Below are 20,197 nucleotides of genomic sequence, written 5' to 3'. Positions count from 1 at the left end.
CGCACGGCACAGTGCGGGATTCGCCATTGACTGGTGCATGAACGAGATTCGATCATTGGGGCATGACTGAAGCCTTCACTATCGCCCTGCCCCGTTTCGCCAGGTTCGGTGCCGGGTCGATCGATGAGCTTGGATCCGTGGTCGCTCAACTCGGGATCGCCAGGCCTGTGTTGGTCACCGATCAGTACCTCACCGAGACCGGGCAGACCGAGCGCCTCGTTAAGATATTGCAGGCAGCGGGATCTGAGCCCGCAGTCTTCGCCGAGACCGTGCCCGACCCGACGGTCGCCTCCCTCGAGGACGGATTGGCGCTCGTCCGTACACACGGCGCCGACGGAATCATCGGTTTCGGTGGGGGCAGCCCGATGGACACCGCCAAGGCGCTGGCGGTGCTATCGGTCAGCGGCGGGGAGATCGCGTCCTTCAAGGCGCCCAACAGCTACATGGGCCCGGCACTTCCGATCGTCGCCGTGCCGACGACGTCCGGAAGTGGCTCGGAGGCAACTCAATTCACGGTGATAACGGACGGCCGAACTGACGAGAAGATGCTCTGCCCCGGATTGTCGTTCCTGCCCGTCGCGATGGTCGTGGACTTCGAGCTGACGGTGTCGATGCCGGCTCGTCTGACCGCGGACACCGGCGTCGATGCGCTCACTCACGCCATCGAGGCCTATGTGAGCCGGCGGGCCAGCGCGTTCACAGACGCGCTCGCATTGGCTGCCATGAGGTCGATCTCGTTGTACCTGCGCCGCGCGTATGCCGACGGAGCGGACCGTGAGGCCCGTGAGGCGATGATGCTGGCGTCAACACAGGCGGGGATGGCGTTCTCGAACTCCAGCGTCGCGTTGGTGCACGGGATGAGTCGTCCCATCGGTGGGCACTTCCATGTCGCACACGGCCTTTCCAACGCGATGCTCCTGCCTGCGGTCACAGAGTTCTCGATCGACTCGGCGATCGACAGGTACTCAGACTGCGCGAAGGCCATGGGGGTCGTTGCCGAATCCGTCGACAATGCCGAAGCGGCAAGTGCTTTGGTGACCGAACTGCGACAGCTGTGTGCCGATGTGGAAGTCCCAACGCCGCGGTCGTACGGCATCGGCAAGGCGGATTGGGAGGCGCAGCTGGACACGATGGCGGTTCAAGCGCTGGCCTCCGGGTCCCCTGACAACAACCCGCGGGTACCGACGCGCGAGGAGATCGTCGACCTCTACCGTCAGATCTTCTGACGCCCTTCGCCGATCGGGATGCGACCGATGGCGCGGATCAGCCCTTCGTGATCTTGTTGCCGCTGCCGCGGTCGTCGACCTTGGGGTCGCCGGCCGTGTAGCTGACCGTGTTGTTCAGGCCGACGACGCTGATGCTGTCGTTCACCGTCTCGAACGTGATCTTGTTGTCTGCACCGCCGATGTTCACGCTGGCGCAGGTTCCCTTGACGGTCAGCGTGTTGTTCGAGCCACCGACGTTGAGGGACTTGCCGTCGGCGCAGTCGATATCGGCCGTCGTCCCGAACGAGCCGTAGTTGATAGTGTTTCCGATCTCGATCTGGGCGCCGGAGGTGCCAGCCGTGATCGATGGCGCGTTGGTGTCCGTGCTGTCTGATCCGCAGCCGGTCAGAATCACGAGGGCGGCTGTCGCACCGATTGCACTGACCAGACCGCGGTAACGCGCACGCATGGTTCCTCGCTTCGTCGGGTATCGCGGCGTCGATTCGGCGCCGCTGCCAGACTACGCGGGAACGCGGTCGATTCGGTTGACCATGCCGAGTTCGCGACCGCGGTCCCACAGCAGCGGATTGCCGTCGTGGAACAGCACCGTCTGGTCGGATCCGTAGACGGTGATGTCGTTGATCACGTTGTCGGCGATGACGATGTTCGACGAGCCCTGAACCGCTATGCCCCAGCAGGTTCCCTTGGCGGTGACGTAGTTCCCGGTTCCCGTCACCAGCAGTGCGGACTCGTTGCAGTCCAGCGTCTGAGTGATGCCCTGACCCGTGACGTGGGTGTCGCCGTTCTTGGCCTGCGCCACCGGTGCCCCGACGGCCAACGCCATCGGGAGTGCGAGAACGCACGTCGCCAGCGACCCGCCAAGCGTCTTGAACATCACGGTGGTCCCCCTCGTAGCGGTACGGATCATGGCAGCCTACGTCGCCGGGATGCGCTGGTGGCAACACTTCGTTGGTTTGATACCAGTCGCGCCGATCGGATGAGTCGCCCCGGTAGCGGGCCCTGGGTAGCGTGGACGCCGATGCGATGGCGGTCCAGGACGTTAGCTTTTGTGGCGGTCACTATGACTGTCACCGCCGCGGCGTGTACGCAGACCGTCGACGGGGCCGCACGACGGTCCACAGCCGCCGTCCCCGACCCCGAGCGCAGTTACGGCTATGTCGATGACCGCTGCGGGTTCCTGCTCGACAGCACCGTCCAGGACACGCTGCGGGCCGAGAGTGTCGTGCGTCCCTACAGCGGCGCGGTTTGCCAATACGTGTTGGTCCGGCAGGGCGCTCTGGTTGACGTGGTGTTCTCCTGGTTCGAGACCGGCACGCTGGATCGCGAACGCGACCTCGCCACCGAACGCGGCGCACGGGTCGCCGACACCGACATCGAGCGTCACCCCGCCTTCACGGCCACCACCGAGGACAATCCCGCGGCGTGCGCGGCGACGGCCGCTGCGGGCACTGGTGTGCTGACCTGGTGGGTGCAGTTCCGTCCCGGTGTCGGGACCGAGGCATGCTTGGACGCCGAGACGCTCCTGGCCGCCACTCTCTCTTCGGACATGTGATGGCGCCTGCGATGCCGTCGCGCGCCACCCGCGCCTTCAGCGCCCTGGTGGGCGCAGTGTTGGCAGCCGCGGCGTTCGCCGGCTGTGGCTCGGCACCCGCCCCGGAGTCGCCGCCACCCACCACCCCGGCAGGTCCGGGGTTTCGTGCCATGGACTGCAACGGCGTGACCGATGCCGACATCGCGAAGGCGGTCGGCGCCACGTCGTTCACGAAGGTGGTGGACAACGACTCGGGCTGCTTCTGGCAGGAGAACACCGTCATCGGCACGTTCGGCGTCGGCATGGGGATCTCCACGTGGTGGTACCGCGGCAGCGACCTGGACACCGAGCGCACGCTGGAGCGCAGCGCCGGACGCGAGCTCACCGAGATGTCGCTCGACGGCAACAAGGGGTTCAAGGCCCACGATGACAACGCCTGCAGCATCTACGTGACCAAGGGTCAGGACGTCATCACCTGGTCGATCCAGACGATGAACCCCGGGATGCTGCCCGATCTGTGCGTGGTCGCCGAGCAACTCGCCCAGCGCAGTCAGGACCGTGTGAACTGACCCGTGGGGCGTGTTTCCGGTTAGAGTCATTAGTCACCCAAGTTCGTGGAAGCGAGCACCAGGGCCAGAAACGACCGAAGGAAATGGCACACATGGCAGGTCGGCCGGAGCCGCTCACCGTGGGCGGGCGCGTCAGGCCGCCGGCGCGGACCACGAAGCTCAGCCGCGACGCCATCGTGAACGCCGCCCTGACCTTCCTCGACCGCGACGGCTGGGATGCATTGACCATCAACGCCCTTGCCAATCAGCTCGGCACCAAGGGTCCGTCGCTCTACAACCACGTGCACAGCCTCGATGACCTGCGCAGGACCGTTCGGATGCGCGTCGTCGACGACCTCATCGGGATGCTCAACACCGTTGGTGACGGGCGCACCCGCGACGACGCCGTGGTCTCCATGGCAAGCGCGTATCGCAGCTACGCCCACCACCATCCGGGACGCTATTCGGCGTTCACCCGGATGCCGTTCGGCGGCGATGATCCCGAGTACACGGCCGCCACGCGTGCCGCGGCTGGGCCGGTCATCCAGGTCCTGATGTCCTACGGGTTGGATGACGAGAACGCGTTCTACTCGGCGCTGGAGTTCTGGTCGGCCTTGCACGGCTTCGTATTGTTGGAGATGACCGGGGTCATGGACGACATCGACACCGACGCCGTCTTCACCGATATGGTGTTGCGACTGGCAGCAGGCATGGAGAGGCGCTGACGGCCCGGTCGGGCGGGGGCACTCCGGCGCGCTTTGACCTGCGCCACCGCGGGCGGGTATCGTGGTCGCTCGTGCCTGGCCAAGGCGCTTGCGGCTGTAATACGCGCAGGCATGCCTGCACGCCGGGCCAATTCGCATGTCCACTATGCATCGGAGAAATCGATGCGGGGGCGCGTGCGACACGCCCGGTCGCGGGGTAGCGGCGGGGTGTGAAACCGCAGTACACAGACTTGAAGATGAAGCGTTACACGTAGCAACCAGTAGCAACACAGAAAGCCGGTACATGCCAACCATCAACCAGCTGGTCCGCAAGGGTCGCCGCGACAAGATCGCCAAGGTCAAGACCGCGGCACTCAAGGGCAGTCCGCAGCGTCGCGGCGTGTGCACTCGCGTGTACACCACCACCCCGAAGAAGCCGAACTCGGCACTTCGCAAGGTTGCGCGCGTCAAGCTGACCAGCGCGGTCGAGGTCACGGCCTACATCCCGGGTGAGGGTCACAACCTGCAGGAGCACTCGATGGTGCTGGTGCGTGGTGGTCGTGTGAAGGACCTCCCCGGTGTGCGCTACAAGATCATCCGTGGCTCGCTCGACACCCAGGGCGTGAAGAACCGCAAGCAGGCCCGCAGCCGTTACGGCGCCAAGAAGGAGAAGAGCTAATGCCACGCAAGGGACCCGCGCCCAAGCGTCCTCTGGTCAATGACCCGGTCTACGGTTCGCAGCTGGTCACCCAGCTGGTGAACAAGGTCCTGCTGGACGGTAAGAAGTCGCTGGCCGAACGCATCGTCTACGGTGCGCTCGAGCAGGCCCGCGAGAAGACTGGCACCGATCCCGTGGTGACGCTCAAGCGCGCCATGGACAACGTCAAGCCGGCCCTCGAGGTTCGCAGCCGCCGCGTCGGTGGCGCCACCTACCAGGTGCCCGTCGAGGTGCGTCCGGAGCGCTCGACGACCCTCGCACTGCGCTGGTTGGTCAGTTTCTCCAAGCAACGCCGCGAGAAGACCATGGTCGAGCGGTTGGCGAACGAGCTCCTCGACGCCAGCAATGGACTGGGCGCCGCTGTCAAGCGTCGCGAGGATGTCCACAAGATGGCCGAGGCGAACCGGGCCTTTGCGCACTACCGCTGGTGATTTACTCGCCCGGCGGTAATTCAGCGCCCGGGCGTCACGACAACAGCATCCAAGCAAGCGAAAGAGTGGGAATTTAGCCGTGGCACAAGACGTGCTCACCGACCTGAGCAAGGTCCGCAATATCGGCATCATGGCGCACATCGATGCCGGTAAGACGACGACGACCGAGCGGATCCTGTATTACACCGGGGTCAACTACAAGATCGGTGAGACCCACGACGGCGCCTCCACCACCGACTGGATGGAACAGGAGCAGGAGCGCGGGATCACCATCACCTCCGCTGCCGTGACCTCCTTCTGGAACGGCACCCAGATCAACATCATCGACACCCCCGGGCACGTCGACTTCACCGTCGAGGTGGAGCGCAGCCTCCGTGTGCTCGATGGTGCAGTGGCCGTCTTCGACGGCAAAGAGGGTGTCGAGCCGCAGTCCGAGCAGGTGTGGCGTCAGGCTGACAAGTACGACGTGCCGCGCATCTGTTTCGTCAACAAGATGGACAAGCTGGGCGCTGACTTCTACTTCTCGGTGCGCACCATGGAGGAGCGCCTGGGGGCCCGGGCGATCCCGATCCAGCTGCCGATCGGTGCCGAGAACGACTTCATCGGCATCGTCGACTTGGTCGAGATGAAGGCCAAGGTCTGGCGCGGCGAGACCAAGCTCGGTGAGACCTACGAGACCATCGACATCCCCGAGGATCTGGTCGAGAAGGCAGCCGAGTACCGCACCAAGCTGCTCGAAGCGGTCGCCGAGACCGATGAGGCGCTGCTCGAGAAGTACTTCGGTGGCGAGGAACTCACCATCGAGGAGATCAAGGGCGCGATCCGCAAGCTGACCGTCAACTCCGAGGCCTACCCGGTGCTGTGTGGCAGCGCGTTCAAGAACAAGGGCGTGCAGCCCATGCTCGACGCGGTTGTCGACTACCTGCCCACCCCGCTGGACGTCGCCGCTGCCGAAGGCCACGTGCCCGGCAAAGAAGACGAGATCATCAGCCGCAAGCCGAGTGTCGACGAGCCGTTTGCGGCCCTGGCGTTCAAGGTTGCCACGCACCCGTTCTTCGGCAAGCTCACCTATATCCGGGTGTACTCGGGCAAGGTCGACTCCGGCGCCCAGGTCGTCAACGCGACCAAGGGTAAGAAGGAGCGCCTGGGCAAGCTGTTCCAGATGCACGCGAACAAGGAAAACCCGGTGGAGTCCGCGTCGGCGGGGCACATCTACGCCGCGATCGGCCTGAAGGACACCACGACGGGTGACACCCTGAGTGATCCGAACAAGCAGATCGTTCTGGAGTCGATGACGTTCCCGGATCCGGTGATCGAGGTCGCCATCGAGCCGAAGACGAAGAGCGACCAGGAGAAGCTGTCCCTGGCGATTCAGAAGCTGGCCGAAGAGGATCCGACCTTCAAGGTCCACCAGGACTCCGAGACCGGCCAGACCGTCATCGGCGGCATGGGCGAGTTGCACCTCGACATCCTGGTCGACCGGATGCGTCGCGAGTTCAAGGTCGAGGCCAACGTCGGCAAGCCGCAGGTGGCCTACAAGGAGACCATCAAGCGCAAGGTCGAGAAGGTCGAGTTCACCCACAAGAAGCAGACCGGTGGTTCGGGTCAGTTCGCGAAGGTCCTCGTCAGCATCGAGCCGTTCAGCGGCGAGGATGGCGCGACCTACGAGTTCGAGAACAAGGTCTCCGGTGGACGTATCCCGCGCGAGTACATCCCGTCCGTGGATGCCGGTGCGCAGGACGCCATGCAGTACGGCGTGCTGGCCGGCTACCCGCTGGTGAACGTCAAGCTCATCCTGCTCGACGGTGCCTACCACGACGTCGACTCCTCGGAGATGGCGTTCAAGATCGCCGGTTCCCAGGTGCTGAAGAAGGCTGCCGCGCAAGCGCAGCCGACGATCCTGGAGCCGGTCATGGCCGTCGAGGTCACCACCCCGGAGGATTACATGGGTGAGGTGATTGGCGACCTTAACTCCCGCCGTGGTCAGATCCAGGCCATGGAGGAGCGCAGCGGAGCTCGCGTCGTCAAGGCGCAGGTGCCGCTGTCAGAGATGTTCGGCTACGTCGGCGACCTTCGGTCGAAGACTCAGGGCCGGGCCAACTACTCCATGGTGTTCGACTCGTATGCCGAAGTGCCGGCCAACGTGTCGAAGGAGATCATCGCGAAGGCTACGGGTCAGTAATCTGACACGTCGGTTCGTTGAACCGCACAACTGAATACATCAACACTGCTTTTAGCAAGCACCAACACAAGTCCAGGAGGACACCACAGTGGCGAAGGCGAAGTTCGAGCGGACGAAGCCGCACGTCAACATCGGGACCATTGGTCACGTTGACCACGGCAAGACCACGCTTACCGCAGCAATCACCAAGGTTCTGCACGACAAGTACCCCGAGTTGAACGAGTCGCGCGCATTCGACCAGATCGACAATGCGCCCGAAGAGCGTGCGCGTGGCATCACGATCAACATCTCCCACGTGGAGTACCAGACCGAGAAGCGTCACTACGCGCACGTTGACGCCCCCGGCCACGCGGACTACATCAAGAACATGATCACCGGTGCCGCCCAGATGGACGGCGCGATCCTGGTGGTTGCCGCCACGGATGGTCCGATGCCGCAGACTCGCGAGCACGTGCTGCTCGCCCGCCAGGTCGGCGTGCCCTACATCCTCGTCGCACTGAACAAGTCCGACATGGTCGACGACGAAGAGCTCCTCGAGCTCGTCGAGATGGAGGTCCGCGAACTGCTGGCCGCCCAGGAGTTCGATGAGGACGCCCCGGTCATCAAGGTCTCGGCGCTGAAGGCACTCGAAGGCGACGAGAAGTGGGTCAAGGCCGTCGAGGAACTCATGGAGGCCGTCGACGAGTCCATCCCGGACCCGGTTCGCGAGACTGACAAGCCGTTCCTCATGCCCGTCGAGGACGTCTTCACGATCACCGGCCGCGGCACCGTGGTCACCGGTCGTGTCGAGCGTGGCGTGATCAACGTCAACGAGGAGGTCGAGATCGTCGGTATCAAGCCGACGACCACCAAGACCACCGTCACCGGCGTCGAGATGTTCCGCAAGCTGCTCGACCAGGGTCAGGCTGGCGACAACGTCGGTCTGCTGGTCCGTGGCATCAAGCGCGAGGACGTCGAGCGCGGCCAGGTCGTCGTGAAGCCCGGCACCACCACGCCGCACACCGAGTTCGAGGGCAGCGTCTACATCCTGTCCAAGGACGAGGGCGGTCGCCACACGCCGTTCTTCAACAACTACCGTCCGCAGTTCTACTTCCGTACCACGGACGTGACCGGCGTTGTGACGTTGCCGGAGGGCACCGAAATGGTGATGCCCGGTGACAACACCGACATCTCGGTGGTGCTGATCCAGCCCGTCGCCATGGACGAGGGCCTGCGCTTCGCGATCCGCGAGGGTGGCCGTACGGTCGGCGCTGGCCGAGTTACGAAGATCCTCAAGTAATTTGGTGATCTGACAAAGCACGCACGGAAGCGGCACTCACCTTCGGGTGGGTGCCGCTTCTGCGTTCGCGGGGAGGATCGCCACGCGACGCGTCGAGACCGCGGTGGCGCGATATGCACGGATCGGATTCCGTTCTGCGCCATGATGGCCGCATGACCCGGTTCACCGTCCGCGCGTTCACCGACGTCGGGCTTCGGCGCCGACGCAACGAGGACGCAGTGCTCGTCGCCGGCTGGCTGTGCCAGACGCACGACGGATCGCTGGCGACCTTCGAGTTCGCGCCGACGCCTCCGTTCGTCTGCGCGGTCGCCGACGGGATGGGCGGGCATGCCGGTGGCAACCTCGCGAGTCGGGTCGCGTTGAACGTGATAGCGGAGGTCTCGCGGACCTGGCGTTCGCCCGCGGACGTCGAGGCGGCGCTGCACGACGTCAACGCGCAGGTGCGTGCCGTGGGTGCCGAGACCGAACTGGAGGGCCTCGGCACGACGATAGCCGGGTTGTGCTTTCTGGCAGATGAACTCATTGCGTTCAACGTCGGTGACAGCCGCATCTACTCGATCACCGACGGGCAGCTGCAGCAGCTGTCGATCGACGACTCGATCTTCGGAGCCGACGGCAGGCCCACCAACATCATCACCCAGTCATTGGGGCAGCCCGATGCGGTGCGACCCCACGTACTGAGACTCCCGCTGAAGGAGGGGAGTTATCTGATGTGCTCGGACGGGGTGAGCGGCATGATGACCGACGCCGAGTTCGCCGATGCGGTGCAGTCCGATGACAGCGCGCAGTGGTGTGCCGCGATCACCGAGGCCGTCCGAGCCAACGGTGCCGATGACAACTTCTCGTTCGTCATCGTCGATGTCGCCGACGTGTGAGTCGGGCCCCTGAGTCGGGCCCCTGAGTCGGACGCTGTCGGCCGACATTGGGATCGGTAGATCGCTTCCGGCGATAGTCTGACGCCCAGATGCAACCGGAACGACTGGCTAATCGAGGAGCGTGGGGGACATGATCTGGCGTTATGTGAAGGCACAGCTCATGGTTCTGCTGTGTGGTGGCCTGGTGGGCCCGATCTTTCTGGCGGTGTTCTTCGCGACGGGTCAGGATCCTCTGCTCAAGTGGATGTTCTGGGTCGGGCTGTTGGTCACCGCCCTTGACGTGCTGATCGCGTTGGGGCTGGCGAGCTATGGGCAGCGGACCGATGCCAAGACCCAGATGCTCGAGGCCAGTGGGGTGCTCGCGCTGGCCCAGGTGACGGGTATCGCCGAGACCGGCACTCGGATCAATGATCAGCCGCTGGTGAAGGTGAGCCTGCACATCGAGGGTCCGGGCCTCACGCCGTTCGACGCCAAGGACTCGGTGATCGCGTCGGTGACGAGGTTGCCGCTCATCACCGGCCGAAAGCTCGTCGTGCTTGTCGACCCGGCGACCAATGCGTACCAAATCGACTGGAACAGAAGCGCTCTGGTTGGTGGCATGGTGCCCGCGCAGTTCACCCTCGCCGAGGACAACCGCACCTATGACTTGTCGGGTCAGGCCGGGCCACTGATGGAGATCATGGGAATCCTCAAGGCCAACAACGTGCCGATGAACGGGACCATCGACATCCGGTCCAATCCCGTGGTGCGCAACCAGGTGATGAGCGTCGTGCGACGGGCGGCCGCCCAACAGGCTCCGCCCGCGGCTCACATGGCGGCCCCCGCCGCGGCGGCGCCTCCCCAATCGTTCATGTCGGCACCGGACCCGTCGACGTCGCAGCGGCTACAGGAACTCGAGACGCTACGAGCCACGGGTGCGATCTCCGAATCGGAGTACAGCGCCAAACGCCAGCAGATCATCGCCGAGTTGTAGCGAGTCCTGAACCGGCTCCGTAGAACCTCTCTCGACTCGTCGCCGATCGCGCTACGGTGTCATCGCCTCTGGTTCCGTGGAACTCATGCGGTGCCAGTCTGGCGCTGAGCGATGCTGAAGGAGTCACGTGACCAGCACCGAGGCCGAGGTCGACAAACAGAAGGTCAGCCTGCCGACGCTGACCGCGATGGTCATCGGCTCGATGATCGGCTCCGGTGTCTTCCTGCTGCCCAGGCGATTCAGCGTCGAGGCCGGCGTGGCCGGGGCGCTCATCGCGTGGACCATCGCCGGTGCGGGCATGTTGATGCTGGCCTTCGTCTTTCAGCGGCTCGCGACTCGAAAGCCTGACCTGGATGCCGGCATCTACGCCTACGCCAAGGCGGGATTCGGCGACTATGTGGGCTTCAACTCCGCCTTCGGGTTCTGGGCGTCGGCGTGCGCGGGAAATACCTCGTACTGGGTGCTGATCATGGCGACCACCAGTACGTTGTTCCCCGGTCTCGGCGCTGGCGACACCGTGCTGGCGGTGATCTGTTCGTCGGTCGGTGTGTGGTTGTTCTTCTTCCTGATCCTGCGCGGGGTCAAGGAGGCCGCGATCATCAACCAGATCGCCACGTTCGCCAAGATCGTGCCGATCCTGATGTTCATCGTCATCGTCGTGATCGCGTTCAAGGCAGACGTCTTCACCGACAACTTCTGGGGTGGTGACGGCAACTACTCCTGGAGTTCACTGTTCGAGCAGGCCAAGGGCACGATGCTGATCACCGTGTTCGTGTTCCTCGGTATCGAGGGAGCCAGCGTCTACTCCCGTTTCGCGCGCAAGCGGGAGGACGTGGGCCGGGCAACTGTGATCGGATTCCTGTCCGTTCTCGCGGTGTTCATGTTGGTCACTCTGTCGTCCTACGGCGTCATGTCGCAGTCCGAACTGGCCGAGGTGGCACAGCCGTCGATGGCCTCAGTGCTGGAATCGGTTGTCGGGGAGTGGGGTTCCATTCTCATCCGGGTCGGCGTCATCCTGTCGGTGCTGGGCGCGTATCTCGCCTGGACGTTGATGGCCGCCGAGATCCTCTACATCCCAGCGAAATCCGAGGACATGCCGAAGTTCTTGGCCAAGCAGAACGCCAAGGGTGCCCCGGTCGTCGCGCTCGTCATGGCCGGCGGCCTGGTGCAGCTGCTGCTCATCCTGCTGCTGTTCACCTCCGAGGCCCTGGACTTCATGCTTGATCTCACGGCGGCGCTGGCGTTGATTCCCTACCTGCTCGCCGCCGGATATGCCCTCAAGCTCACCATCACCCGGGAGACGTACGGCGACAGAAGGTCTCTGGTTCCGGACATGATCGTCTCCGCGTTGGCGACGATCTACACCCTGTTCCTGGTGTACGCGGCCGGATGGGATCACCTGCTGTTGTCGTGCATCCTCTACGCGCCGGGCGCCCTGCTCTACGCCAAGGCCCGCCGGGAGCGCAATCTTCGGCTTTTCAGCCCCGCGGAGGCGGTGCTGTTCGGGATCATCGTGCTGGGCGCGATCGCCGGCGTGGTGTCGTTGGCGACCGGCGCCATCCAAATCTAGCTGGACCGAAAGTCATCCGAGAGTCACCGAGAGGACCGAAATGACCACGACTTCTGATTCCTACGGTGTGCACTCCGAGGTCGGAAAGCTGCGCAAGGTACTGGTCTGCTCGCCGGGCCTTGCTCACGAGCGGCTCACCCCGTCCAACTGCGACGATCTGCTGTTCGACGACGTGCTGTGGGTGCAGAACGCGCGTCGGGATCACTTCGACTTCATGGACAAGATGCGTGATCGCGACGTCGAGGTCGTCGAACTGCATAACCTGCTGACCGAGACCATGGACATTCCAGAGGCCAAGAAGTGGCTGCTGGATCGCAAGATCGTGCCCAACGAAGTGGGCCTCGGACTGGTCGATGACACTCGCGGGTTCCTGGACTCCCTGCAGACGCGTCGGCTCTCGGAGTTCCTCATCGGCGGCATGTCGACCCGCGATCTGCCCGCGGACATCCAGTCGGGCTACCGGGCACTGGCCCGCGAGGCGGCCGGTGTCACCGAGTATCTGATGCCGCCGCTGCCCAACACCCTCTACACGCGTGACACCACCTGCTGGATCTACGGCGGGGTGACGTTGAACCCGCTGTTCTGGCCCGCCAGGCACGACGAGACGCTGTTGATGAAGGCCATCTACGAGTTCCATCCCGACTACGTCGGCTCGAAGGTGTGGTGGGGTGACCCCGAGAGTTCCTTCGGGATGGCCACGATCGAGGGTGGTGACGTTCTGGTGCCGGGCAACGGCGTCGCCATCATCGGCATGAGCGAGCGCACCTCGCGTCAGGCCATCACGCAGGTCGCCGCGAAGCTGTTCGCTGAGGGAGCCGTGGAGAAGGTGATCGTCGCCGGCATGCCCAAACTGCGCGCCGCGATGCATCTCGACACGGTGTTCACGTTCGCCGACCGCGACGTGGTGACGATCTATCCCGAGATCGTGGACAACATGCAGACCTTCACGCTGCTGCCCAGCGATAGGACCCCCGGTGTCGAGGTCGTGGTGGAGACCAAACCCTTCGTCGAGGTGGTTGCCGCGGCCCTGGGGCTCGGTGCGCTGCGGGTGGTGGAGACGGGCGGTACCGCGTATGACTCGGAGCGCCAGCAGTGGGACAGCGGTAACAACCTCGTCGCGGTAGAGCCTGGCGTGGTGTTCGCCTATGACCGCAACACCCACACCAATTCCCTGCTGCGCAAGGCGGGTATCGAGGTCATCACCATCGTCGGAGCCGAGCTGGGCCGCGGCCGTGGCGGCGGGCACTGCATGACCTGCCCGATCACCCGCGACCCGGTCGACTACTAACCCCTCGGCCTCGTTGGGCCTTTCTAGAACACGTTTCAATTCGGCTGCTAGCCTGGGCCCGGGCTGACGAAAGGACTGGCAATGGCGGCAGCGAACGGACCCCTCGAGGGACGCGTGGCATTCATCACGGGCGCTGCCCGTGGACAGGGGCGGGCGCACGCCGTGCGGCTGGCCAGCGAGGGCGCCGACATCATCGCCATCGATATCTGCGGCCCGGTCTCCGACACCGTCACCTACCCGCCTGCAACATCGGCAGAACTGGCCGAGACCGTCAGCGCCGTCGAGGCGACCGGGCGCAAGGTGCTCGCCCGCGAGGTGGACATCCGTGACCTCGCGGCTCAGCAGAAGGTCGTCGCCGACGGCATCGAGCAGTTCGGCAGGCTCGACATCGTGGTGGCCAACGCGGGCATCCTCAGCTGGGGCCGCATGTTCGAGATGTCCGAGGAGCAGTGGGACAGCGTCATCGACGTCAACCTGAACGGGACGTGGCGCACCATCCGTGCCGCGGTCCCCGCGATGATCGAGGCGGGCAACGGCGGCTCCATCATCATCGTGAGCTCGTCGGCCGGAACGAAGGCCACACCGGGCAACGGGCACTACTCGGCGTCCAAACACGGCCTTGTCGCGATCACCAATGCCTTGGCGATCGAGGTGGGCGAGTTCGGAATCCGGGTCAACTCCATTCACCCGTACTCGATCGGAACCCCGATGGTCGAGCCGGAGGCGATGATGGAGGTCTTCACCAAGTACCCGCAGTTCCTGCACAGCTTCTCCCCGATGCCCTACAAGCCCATCAACCACGAGGGCAAGAAGGGCCTGCAGGAATTCATGACGCCCGAAGAGGTTTCGGATGTCGTGTCCTGGCTGGCCGGCGACGGATCCGCGACGATATCGGGGTCCCAGATCGCGATCGATCGCGGCACCGCGAAGTACTGACGGCCCTGACAACCTAAGCGCTGAGCGAACGGAGTTCCGTTCGGCGACCCGTCGTGGGTAGGTTCGCGACATGACCTTCGCCCAGCCCTTCGGCTACACCCTCGACGGCCTTGAGTTCGACGGAGTGCTGGTGTCGGGCGAGCGTCCCGACGCGACAGCCACCGTCCTGGTGTTCCACGGTATGGAGGGCCGCAGCGACGCGCAGCTGGAGTTCTGTACTCGGTTGGCGGCGTTGGGTTATCGGGCCGTCGCCGTCGACGTGTTCGGACGTGACGTCACAGCGGCCGGTCCCGACGCATGTGCAGCTGCGATGGACGGGTTCCTCAAGGACCGGAAAGCCCTGCGGGAACGGATCATCGGCGTCGTCGATGCGATCCGTGACCTGCCCGACGTCGACAGTGATGCGCTGGCGGCCATCGGGTTCTGCTTCGGCGGTCTGTGTGTCCTCGACGCGGCACGCCACGGGGTGGGGCTGAGGGCCATCGGCGCATTTCACGGCCTGCTCACACCGCTGCCGGAGGCGCCCGAGGCGCCCATCGACACCAAGGTGGCGGTCTACCACGGCTGGGATGACCCCCTCGCGCCGCCATCCGACGTGCTCGCGCTCGCGGCCGAACTGACCGAGCGTCGCGCCGACTGGCAGTTGCACGCCTACGGACACGCGCTGCACGCCTTCATGGCGACGTTCGCCAATGCGCCCGAACGAGGCATCCAGTACGACGAGACCACGGCCCGGCGGGCGTGGAGCGATCTCGTCGACCACTTGGCGGAGACCTTCGGGAACTAGCTCGGTAGCACCAGCACCGGCACCGGACTGTGCCGCACGATCTTGGTGCCCTTCGAACCGAGGAACACTCGCGCGATCGCGCCCTGCGGCGATGTGCCCAGCGCCAGCAGTTCGCCGTCGAGCCACTCGGCGGCGTCGAGAGCCTGATCCCAACCATTGCCGGTGACGACCTGCAACTCGACGTCGTCACTCACGACTCCGTCAGACCTCAACTTGGCCAACGCCTCTCGCGCCTGCGATGCCCACGATGCCAAAAGGGTGTCCTCGGCGTGCAGACCGACCGACGGTGGGTACATCGTGCGACCACGGACCGCGAATGTGATGACGCGCATCGGCACCGACAGCGACGCCGCGAACGCCGCGACCCGCTCCACGACGTGGCGAGACTCCGGTGTACCGGGATAGGCGCAGGTGATTCGGGTCAGACCGTGTGTCTTCGCGCCGCGATAACCGCGCGGGCTGATCGCCAGCGGAACCGGAGACGAGTGCAGCAGCCGGTCCGCGGTCGAGCCGATGACCACCTGTCCGAGCTGGCCGTCGGCCGCCGACCCCAGCACCAGTGCGTCGGCGTCGAGATCCCGTACGGCATCCAGCAGGCCACCCGAGGCGGACCGGTGGGCGTACTTGTGGAAGCTGACCTCAAGCCCCGCATCCAGCGATGCGATGCACTCGCCGGCCTGGGTGGCCGAGTCGGACGCCAGTCGGTCTGCGTACTCGGCATATTCGGCATCGACGCGCGCCGGAGACGGAGTGGTCCACGGCTTGGGGACGACGGTGACCACGGCCAGCGGCACCTTGCGGGTCCGGGCTGCCTCCACCCCGAGGTGCAGTGCCGAGATTCCCGCCTTGCCGGATAGGTAGCCCACAACGATTGTCATGCGCGATCCACCTTCGCTTCTCGCTGGCCAGTCATGCGCGATCCTTCGGCGGCGTGATGACGTCGACATCGTCGATGCCAGGAGCGGCCGACACGATGACGCCGTCACCGCCGTCGTTGAGGGCGCTGTGATGCCGTCCCCAGAGCAGGTAGAAGGCGATCACCACGGCGACCCAGGCGCCGAACGCGATCCAGGTGTACCAGTGCAGGCTGTACAAGATGTAGCCGCACGCGATGATCGAGAGGATCGGCGTGAGCGGGTACAGCGGCACCTTGAAACCGCGTGGCAGGTCTGGCTCGCGGCGGCGCAGGATGATCACGCCGAGGGACACCACGATGAACGCCGTCAGCGTGCCGATCGACACCATGCCAGCGAGCTTGTCCAGCGGGATGAGGCCGGCCAGGATGCTGACCACGATCGCGACGATGATGGTGTTGTTGACCGGCGTCATCGAGCGAGGATTGACCTTCGCGAACATCGCCGGGAGCAGGCCGTCGCGGCCCATCGCGAACAGGATGCGGGTCTGGCCGTACATCGTCACCAGCGTCACCGAGAAGATCGAGATCACCGCGCCCGCAGCGATTATGGTGCTGGCGGCGATATTTCCCGTGATGTTGTCCAGGATCACGGCCAGCCCCGCACTCTGGCCCTCGAACTCCTTCCACGGCTGCGCGCCGAGCGCGGCGAATGCGACCAGCACGTAGACGCTGGTGACGATGATGAGTGCCGCGATGATGGCGCGGGGCATGGTGCGCTGTGGGTCCTTGACCTCGTCACCGGCGGTGGACACGGCGTCCAGGCCGATGTAGGAGAAGAAGATCGTGCCGGCCGCAAGTCCGACGGCTGCGGTACCCATCGGGGCGAAGTCGGCGAACCGGTCGGTCTGGAACGCGGTGAAGGCGATCACCGCGAACATGGCCAGGACACCCAGCTTGATGATGACCATGACGGTGTTGGCCCTGGCCGACTCCGACGCACCGCGGATGAGCAACAGCATGCACATCACGACCAGGATGATCGCGGGAAGATTGATCACGCCGGGATCGGCATCCCACGGTGCGGCGGTGATCGCCTGCGGCAGACTCAATCCGAAGATGTTCTCCAGCAGCTTGTTCAGGTACTGACTCCAGCCCACCGCCACCGCGGCGGTCGACACCCCGTACTCGAGCAGCAGGCATGCGGCGACGCCCATGGCGACCAGTTCGCCCAGCGTGGTGTAGGCATATGAGTACGTCGACCCCGAAACTGGTACCGCGGAGGCCATTTCGGCGTAACAGATTGCGGCCAGCCCAGCTGCCAAGCCCGCGAGCAGGAACGACAGGATCACGGCCGGACCCGCTTCGGGAACGGCCTCGGACAGCACGAAGAAGATACCCGTGCCGACCGTGGCACCGACACCGAACATGGTCAGTTGGAACACGCCGATGGTGCGTTTGAGGTGGTCGTCGGCGCCGTGGGCGACGGGCGCACCGATGACGGGCCGACGCCGGAGCATCTGCGTGGTTAGGCTCACCGTGGGTCGTGTCATGGTGCCTCCAGTCGAGGGTCAGTGCAGAGTGGTGTTCGCGCGGGCGTCGGCCAGCGCGGCCGCGAACTGGTCAACGGCCCAGCAGATCTCCTCCTCCGTGATCACGAGCGGCGGAGCGAAGCGCAACGTGGAGCCGTGGGTGTCCTTGACGAGAACACGGCGCTGAGCCAAGCGGAGGGTGATCTCCTTGCCCGAGCCGATGCTCGGGTCCACGTCGACACCCGCCCACAGGCCGAGGCCCCGCACGGCCAGCACGCCGTGACCGATCAGCGCGCGCAGTCGCCCATGTAGGACGCCACCGAGTTCTGCGGAGCGGGTTTGGTATTCGCCCCGACCCAGCATCGAGACCACCGTGGCACCGATCGCGGCCGCCAGTGGATTGCCGCCGAAGGTGGAGCCGTGTTCCCCGGGGTGCAGGACGCCGAGCACATCGCGGTCGGCGACGACGGCTGACAACGGGACCACGCCACCGCCGAGCGCCTTGCCGAGCAGATAGACGTCGGGGACCACGCCCCAGTGCTCGCAGGCGAAGGTGCGCCCGGTCCGGGCCAGACCCGCCTGGATCTCGTCGGCGATCATCAGGACGTTGTGCGCGGTGCACAGCGCGCGAACCCTCGGCAGGTAGTCGTCGGGGGGCACGATGATGCCCGCCTCGCCCTGGATGGGCTCGATCAGCACGGCCACGGTGTTCTCGTCGATGGCGGCGGCCAGCGCATCGGCGTGGGGATCGTCGGGGCCGAAGGGCACAGAGCGGAAACCCGGCGTGTACGGACCGAAACCACGCCGGGCGGTGTCGTCGTCGGAGAAGCTGATGATCGTCGTCGTGCGGCCGTGGAAGTTGTTGCGCGCCACAATGATATTGGACTGGTTGGCGGGTACGCCCTTGACGTCGGTGCCCCATTTCCTGGCGACCTTGATGCCGCTCTCCACGGCCTCGGCGCCGCTGTTCATCGGCAGCACCATGCCCTTGCCGCACAGTTGCGCAAGGGCGGCGCAGAACGGTCCGAGTCTGTCGGAGTGGAACGCCCGGCTGACCAGCGTGACGGTGTCGAGCTGGTGGTGTGCGGTCGCGATGATCTCGGGATTGCGGTGCCCGAAGTTGACCGCGGAGTACGCCGCCAGACAGTCCAGATACCGCTGGCCCTCGACGTCGGTGATCCACACACCCTCGGCAGAGGCGGCGACGACCGGAAGCGGGGAGTAGTTGTGCGCGGCGTACTGATCGTCCACCGCGATCGCCGCCGCGGTGACCGATCCGGTCCGAGGGGCCGCTGCGGTCATCATGTCCTCAAGGATGGTCACGGATACACCTCCAGGGTGCAGCATTTGACAGATCCGCCGCCCTTGAGGAGTTCGGCCAGATCCACGCCGATGGGCTCGAACCCGGCATCGTCGAGCTGTTTGGCAAAGCCGGTGGCAGCGGCCGGATGCACGACGTGCAATCCGTCCGACACGGCGTTGAGCCCCAACACATAGGCATCGGCCGTGGCGACCTGGATGGCGTCGGGGAACAAGTCCTGCAGCAGGGCGCGCGCCTCCTCGCTGAAGGCGGGCGGGTAGTAGGCGATGGTGTCGTCGTCGAGGACTGCGAGCGCGGTGTCGAGGTGATAGAACCGCGGATCGATCAGCTCGAGGCTGACAACGGGCATTCCCAGGATGGCGGCCACCTCGTCGTGTGCGCGCCGATCCGTCCTAAATCCGTGGCCCGCCAACACCATTGAGCCGATGACCAGCAGGTCGCCCTGGCCCTCGTTGGTGTGTTCGGTAACGGCGGTCTCGAAGCCGTGGTCAGTCATCCACTGTCCGTATGCGACTGCCTCATCGGCGCGTTGCGGGTAGGCGAAACGCGCGACGACGGCAGCGCCGTTCACGATCAGGCCGCCGTTGGCGGCGTACACCATGTCGGGTAGGCCGGCGACCGGATCAACCAGTTCGACGGTGTGCCCCAGCGAGACGTAGGTCTGGTGCAGCGCCTGCCACTGGCGAACCGCGAGGTCGGCGTCGGCGGGTGTCGACGTGTCCATCCAGGGATTGATTGCGTACTCCACGGCGAAGTGTGTCGGAGCCGTCATGACGTAGTGGCGCAGCCGCGGACTGCGGGATCGCGGCGTCACCGCAGCCACCGACGCCGCGATATGTGAGATCGTCATGAAATAGACGATATGGAGCGCTGATCTCGCAATCAATCACCACTCATTGCGTATTGGGTAGCGATCTATTGTGTCAAGCGTAGGATTGTGAAGCTTTGTTGCGTGGAGCGGGAAGGGGCTGTCTCATGGACCGTCTGGACGAGACCGACGAGGCAATCCTGGCCGAGTTGGCCGAGCACGCCCGTGCCACCTTCGCCGAGATCGGGCAGCGCGTGAACCTGTCCGCACCCGCGGTCAAGAGGCGTGTCGACCGCATGCTCGACAGTGGTGTCATTCGTGGATTCACGACCCTCGTGGACCGCAATGCCATCGGGTGGACCACCGAGGCCTATGTGCAGGTCTACTGTCACGGCACGATCGCCCCTGACGAGTTGCGGCGGGCCTGGGTCGATATCCCCGAAGTGGTCAGTGCCGCCACCGTGACGGGCACGTCCGACGCCATCCTGCACGTGCTGGCGCGGGACATGCGTCACCTGGAGGAGGCGCTGGAGCGCATTCGCGCCAGTGCCGACATCGAGCGCAGTGAGAGCATCGTCGTGCTGTCCAACATCATCGAGCGAACCCGTCCCTGAAGCCCTGTCCGGGTTGGGGTG

At 65.0% G+C, this 20,197-nt stretch carries 21 protein-coding genes; 15 read left to right on the top strand and 6 right to left on the bottom strand.

Annotated elements, in window-relative coordinates:
* Nucleotides 1-62 precede the first annotated feature (62 nt).
* Nucleotides 63-1,226, top strand: a complete 1,164-nt coding sequence (locus tag ACZY0X_RS01345; RefSeq protein WP_463767802.1) for an iron-containing alcohol dehydrogenase — start codon at nucleotides 63-65, stop codon at nucleotides 1,224-1,226.
* A gap of 37 nt (nucleotides 1,227-1,263) precedes the next feature.
* Here ACZY0X_RS01345 and ACZY0X_RS01340 read toward each other — a convergent pair whose 3' ends face one another.
* Nucleotides 1,264-1,674: a DUF3060 domain-containing protein gene (locus ACZY0X_RS01340; protein ID WP_463767801.1), complete on the bottom strand. Its 411-nt coding sequence runs from the start codon at nucleotides 1,672-1,674 to the stop codon at nucleotides 1,264-1,266.
* Nucleotides 1,675-1,725: 51 nt separating this feature from the next.
* A complete protein-coding gene (locus ACZY0X_RS01335) occupies nucleotides 1,726-2,100 on the bottom strand; it encodes a DUF3060 domain-containing protein (RefSeq protein ID WP_463767800.1) in 375 nt (124 codons plus the stop codon).
* 186 nt (nucleotides 2,101-2,286) lie between these two features.
* Between ACZY0X_RS01335 and ACZY0X_RS01330 the strand changes: the two genes are divergently transcribed.
* The 13 genes from ACZY0X_RS01330 (at nucleotide 2,287) to ACZY0X_RS01270 (ending at nucleotide 15,048) form a co-directional block, all read left to right on the top strand.
* Nucleotides 2,287-2,778: a DUF3558 domain-containing protein gene (locus ACZY0X_RS01330; RefSeq protein ID WP_463767799.1), complete on the top strand. Its 492-nt coding sequence runs from the start codon at nucleotides 2,287-2,289 to the stop codon at nucleotides 2,776-2,778.
* Nucleotides 2,778-3,326 carry a DUF3558 domain-containing protein gene (locus ACZY0X_RS01325; RefSeq protein WP_463767798.1) on the top strand — a complete coding sequence of 183 codons (549 nt, stop codon included), beginning with the start codon at nucleotides 2,778-2,780 and terminating at the stop codon, nucleotides 3,324-3,326. The genes ACZY0X_RS01330 and ACZY0X_RS01325 overlap by 1 nt, the downstream gene beginning before the upstream one ends.
* Nucleotides 3,327-3,418: 92 nt before the next feature.
* The gene (locus ACZY0X_RS01320) at nucleotides 3,419-4,030 is read left to right on the top strand and encodes a TetR/AcrR family transcriptional regulator (RefSeq protein ID WP_463767797.1); all 612 of its coding nucleotides are present in this window, start codon (nucleotides 3,419-3,421) and stop codon (nucleotides 4,028-4,030) included.
* Nucleotides 4,031-4,313: 283 nt separating this feature from the next.
* Nucleotides 4,314-4,688 carry a 30S ribosomal protein S12 gene (gene rpsL / locus ACZY0X_RS01315; RefSeq protein WP_135126427.1) on the top strand — a complete coding sequence of 125 codons (375 nt, stop codon included), beginning with the start codon at nucleotides 4,314-4,316 and terminating at the stop codon, nucleotides 4,686-4,688.
* Complete coding sequence (rpsG, locus tag ACZY0X_RS01310) at nucleotides 4,688-5,158, top strand: 30S ribosomal protein S7 (protein WP_099037227.1); 471 nt, start codon at nucleotides 4,688-4,690, stop codon at nucleotides 5,156-5,158. Before rpsL ends, rpsG begins: the two co-directional genes overlap by 1 nt.
* A gap of 79 nt (nucleotides 5,159-5,237) precedes the next feature.
* The gene (gene fusA, locus ACZY0X_RS01305) at nucleotides 5,238-7,340 is read left to right on the top strand and encodes an elongation factor G (RefSeq protein ID WP_463767796.1); all 2,103 of its coding nucleotides are present in this window, start codon (nucleotides 5,238-5,240) and stop codon (nucleotides 7,338-7,340) included.
* A gap of 88 nt (nucleotides 7,341-7,428) precedes the next feature.
* Nucleotides 7,429-8,619 carry an elongation factor Tu gene (tuf, locus tag ACZY0X_RS01300; protein WP_463767795.1) on the top strand — a complete coding sequence of 397 codons (1,191 nt, stop codon included), beginning with the start codon at nucleotides 7,429-7,431 and terminating at the stop codon, nucleotides 8,617-8,619.
* Nucleotides 8,620-8,771: 152 nt separating this feature from the next.
* On the top strand, nucleotides 8,772-9,494 hold the full coding sequence (locus tag ACZY0X_RS01295) for a PP2C family protein-serine/threonine phosphatase (RefSeq protein WP_463767794.1): 723 nt from the start codon (nucleotides 8,772-8,774) through the stop codon (nucleotides 9,492-9,494).
* A 130-nt stretch (nucleotides 9,495-9,624) separates the two neighbouring features.
* On the top strand, nucleotides 9,625-10,467 hold the full coding sequence (locus tag ACZY0X_RS01290) for an SHOCT domain-containing protein (protein ID WP_463767793.1): 843 nt from the start codon (nucleotides 9,625-9,627) through the stop codon (nucleotides 10,465-10,467).
* A gap of 127 nt (nucleotides 10,468-10,594) precedes the next feature.
* Nucleotides 10,595-12,037, top strand: a complete 1,443-nt coding sequence (locus tag ACZY0X_RS01285; protein WP_463767791.1) for a basic amino acid/polyamine antiporter — start codon at nucleotides 10,595-10,597, stop codon at nucleotides 12,035-12,037.
* Between the two features lie 40 nt (nucleotides 12,038-12,077).
* On the top strand, nucleotides 12,078-13,325 hold the full coding sequence (arcA, locus tag ACZY0X_RS01280; RefSeq protein WP_463767790.1) for an arginine deiminase: 1,248 nt from the start codon (nucleotides 12,078-12,080) through the stop codon (nucleotides 13,323-13,325).
* 81 nt (nucleotides 13,326-13,406) lie between these two features.
* Nucleotides 13,407-14,261 (top strand): mycofactocin-coupled SDR family oxidoreductase, encoded by an 855-nt coding sequence (locus ACZY0X_RS01275; RefSeq protein WP_241400819.1) that lies wholly within the window; start codon nucleotides 13,407-13,409, stop codon nucleotides 14,259-14,261.
* A 70-nt stretch (nucleotides 14,262-14,331) separates the two neighbouring features.
* Nucleotides 14,332-15,048, top strand: coding sequence for a dienelactone hydrolase family protein (locus ACZY0X_RS01270; RefSeq protein ID WP_463767788.1), 717 nt, complete (start codon nucleotides 14,332-14,334; stop codon nucleotides 15,046-15,048).
* On the opposite strand, the gene ACZY0X_RS01265 is transcribed toward ACZY0X_RS01270, so the two are convergent.
* Genes ACZY0X_RS01265 through ddaH form a run of 4 tightly spaced genes read right to left on the bottom strand, consistent with a single transcriptional unit; the run spans nucleotide 15,045 to nucleotide 19,604 of the window.
* Nucleotides 15,045-15,926, bottom strand: coding sequence for a universal stress protein (locus ACZY0X_RS01265; protein ID WP_463767787.1), 882 nt, complete (start codon nucleotides 15,924-15,926; stop codon nucleotides 15,045-15,047). The two genes, ACZY0X_RS01270 and ACZY0X_RS01265, sit on opposite strands and share 4 nt — an antisense overlap.
* Before the next feature lie 31 nt (nucleotides 15,927-15,957).
* Complete coding sequence (locus ACZY0X_RS01260; protein WP_463767786.1) at nucleotides 15,958-17,454, bottom strand: amino acid permease; 1,497 nt, start codon at nucleotides 17,452-17,454, stop codon at nucleotides 15,958-15,960.
* Nucleotides 17,455-17,472: 18 nt separating this feature from the next.
* Nucleotides 17,473-18,735 (bottom strand): ornithine--oxo-acid transaminase, encoded by a 1,263-nt coding sequence (rocD, locus tag ACZY0X_RS01255; protein ID WP_463768723.1) that lies wholly within the window; start codon nucleotides 18,733-18,735, stop codon nucleotides 17,473-17,475.
* A 17-nt stretch (nucleotides 18,736-18,752) separates the two neighbouring features.
* Nucleotides 18,753-19,604, bottom strand: coding sequence for a dimethylargininase (gene ddaH / locus ACZY0X_RS01250; protein ID WP_463767785.1), 852 nt, complete (start codon nucleotides 19,602-19,604; stop codon nucleotides 18,753-18,755).
* A 125-nt stretch (nucleotides 19,605-19,729) separates the two neighbouring features.
* On the opposite strand from ddaH, the gene ACZY0X_RS01245 reads away from it, so the two are divergent.
* Nucleotides 19,730-20,176 carry an Lrp/AsnC family transcriptional regulator gene (locus ACZY0X_RS01245; RefSeq protein ID WP_354524653.1) on the top strand — a complete coding sequence of 149 codons (447 nt, stop codon included), beginning with the start codon at nucleotides 19,730-19,732 and terminating at the stop codon, nucleotides 20,174-20,176.
* The last annotated feature ends 21 nt before the right edge of the window (nucleotides 20,177-20,197 follow it).

It is taken from the genome of Mycobacterium sp. IDUB_39 (assembly GCF_055419205.1).
Note: the sequence above shows the minus strand (reverse complement) of the source record. Positions and strands in the feature narration are given on the sequence as shown.

Coding starts and splice junctions, on each gene's coding strand:
- ACZY0X_RS01345 (WP_463767802.1), top strand. CDS start 63: ATGACTGAAGCCTTCACTATCGCCCTGCCCCGTTTCGCCAGGTTCGGT.
- ACZY0X_RS01340 (WP_463767801.1), bottom strand. CDS start 1,674: ATGCGTGCGCGTTACCGCGGTCTGGTCAGTGCAATCGGTGCGACAGCC.
- ACZY0X_RS01335 (WP_463767800.1), bottom strand. CDS start 2,100: ATGTTCAAGACGCTTGGCGGGTCGCTGGCGACGTGCGTTCTCGCACTC.
- ACZY0X_RS01330 (WP_463767799.1), top strand. CDS start 2,287: ATGACTGTCACCGCCGCGGCGTGTACGCAGACCGTCGACGGGGCCGCA.
- ACZY0X_RS01325 (WP_463767798.1), top strand. CDS start 2,778: ATGGCGCCTGCGATGCCGTCGCGCGCCACCCGCGCCTTCAGCGCCCTG.
- ACZY0X_RS01320 (WP_463767797.1), top strand. CDS start 3,419: ATGGCAGGTCGGCCGGAGCCGCTCACCGTGGGCGGGCGCGTCAGGCCG.
- rpsL (WP_135126427.1), top strand. CDS start 4,314: ATGCCAACCATCAACCAGCTGGTCCGCAAGGGTCGCCGCGACAAGATC.
- rpsG (WP_099037227.1), top strand. CDS start 4,688: ATGCCACGCAAGGGACCCGCGCCCAAGCGTCCTCTGGTCAATGACCCG.
- ACZY0X_RS01295 (WP_463767794.1), top strand. CDS start 8,772: ATGACCCGGTTCACCGTCCGCGCGTTCACCGACGTCGGGCTTCGGCGC.
- ACZY0X_RS01290 (WP_463767793.1), top strand. CDS start 9,625: ATGATCTGGCGTTATGTGAAGGCACAGCTCATGGTTCTGCTGTGTGGT.
- arcA (WP_463767790.1), top strand. CDS start 12,078: ATGACCACGACTTCTGATTCCTACGGTGTGCACTCCGAGGTCGGAAAG.
- ACZY0X_RS01275 (WP_241400819.1), top strand. CDS start 13,407: ATGGCGGCAGCGAACGGACCCCTCGAGGGACGCGTGGCATTCATCACG.
- ACZY0X_RS01270 (WP_463767788.1), top strand. CDS start 14,332: ATGACCTTCGCCCAGCCCTTCGGCTACACCCTCGACGGCCTTGAGTTC.
- ACZY0X_RS01265 (WP_463767787.1), bottom strand. CDS start 15,926: ATGACAATCGTTGTGGGCTACCTATCCGGCAAGGCGGGAATCTCGGCA.
- ACZY0X_RS01260 (WP_463767786.1), bottom strand. CDS start 17,454: ATGACACGACCCACGGTGAGCCTAACCACGCAGATGCTCCGGCGTCGG.
- rocD (WP_463768723.1), bottom strand. CDS start 18,735: ATGACCGCAGCGGCCCCTCGGACCGGATCGGTCACCGCGGCGGCGATC.
- ddaH (WP_463767785.1), bottom strand. CDS start 19,604: ATGACGATCTCACATATCGCGGCGTCGGTGGCTGCGGTGACGCCGCGA.
- ACZY0X_RS01245 (WP_354524653.1), top strand. CDS start 19,730: ATGGACCGTCTGGACGAGACCGACGAGGCAATCCTGGCCGAGTTGGCC.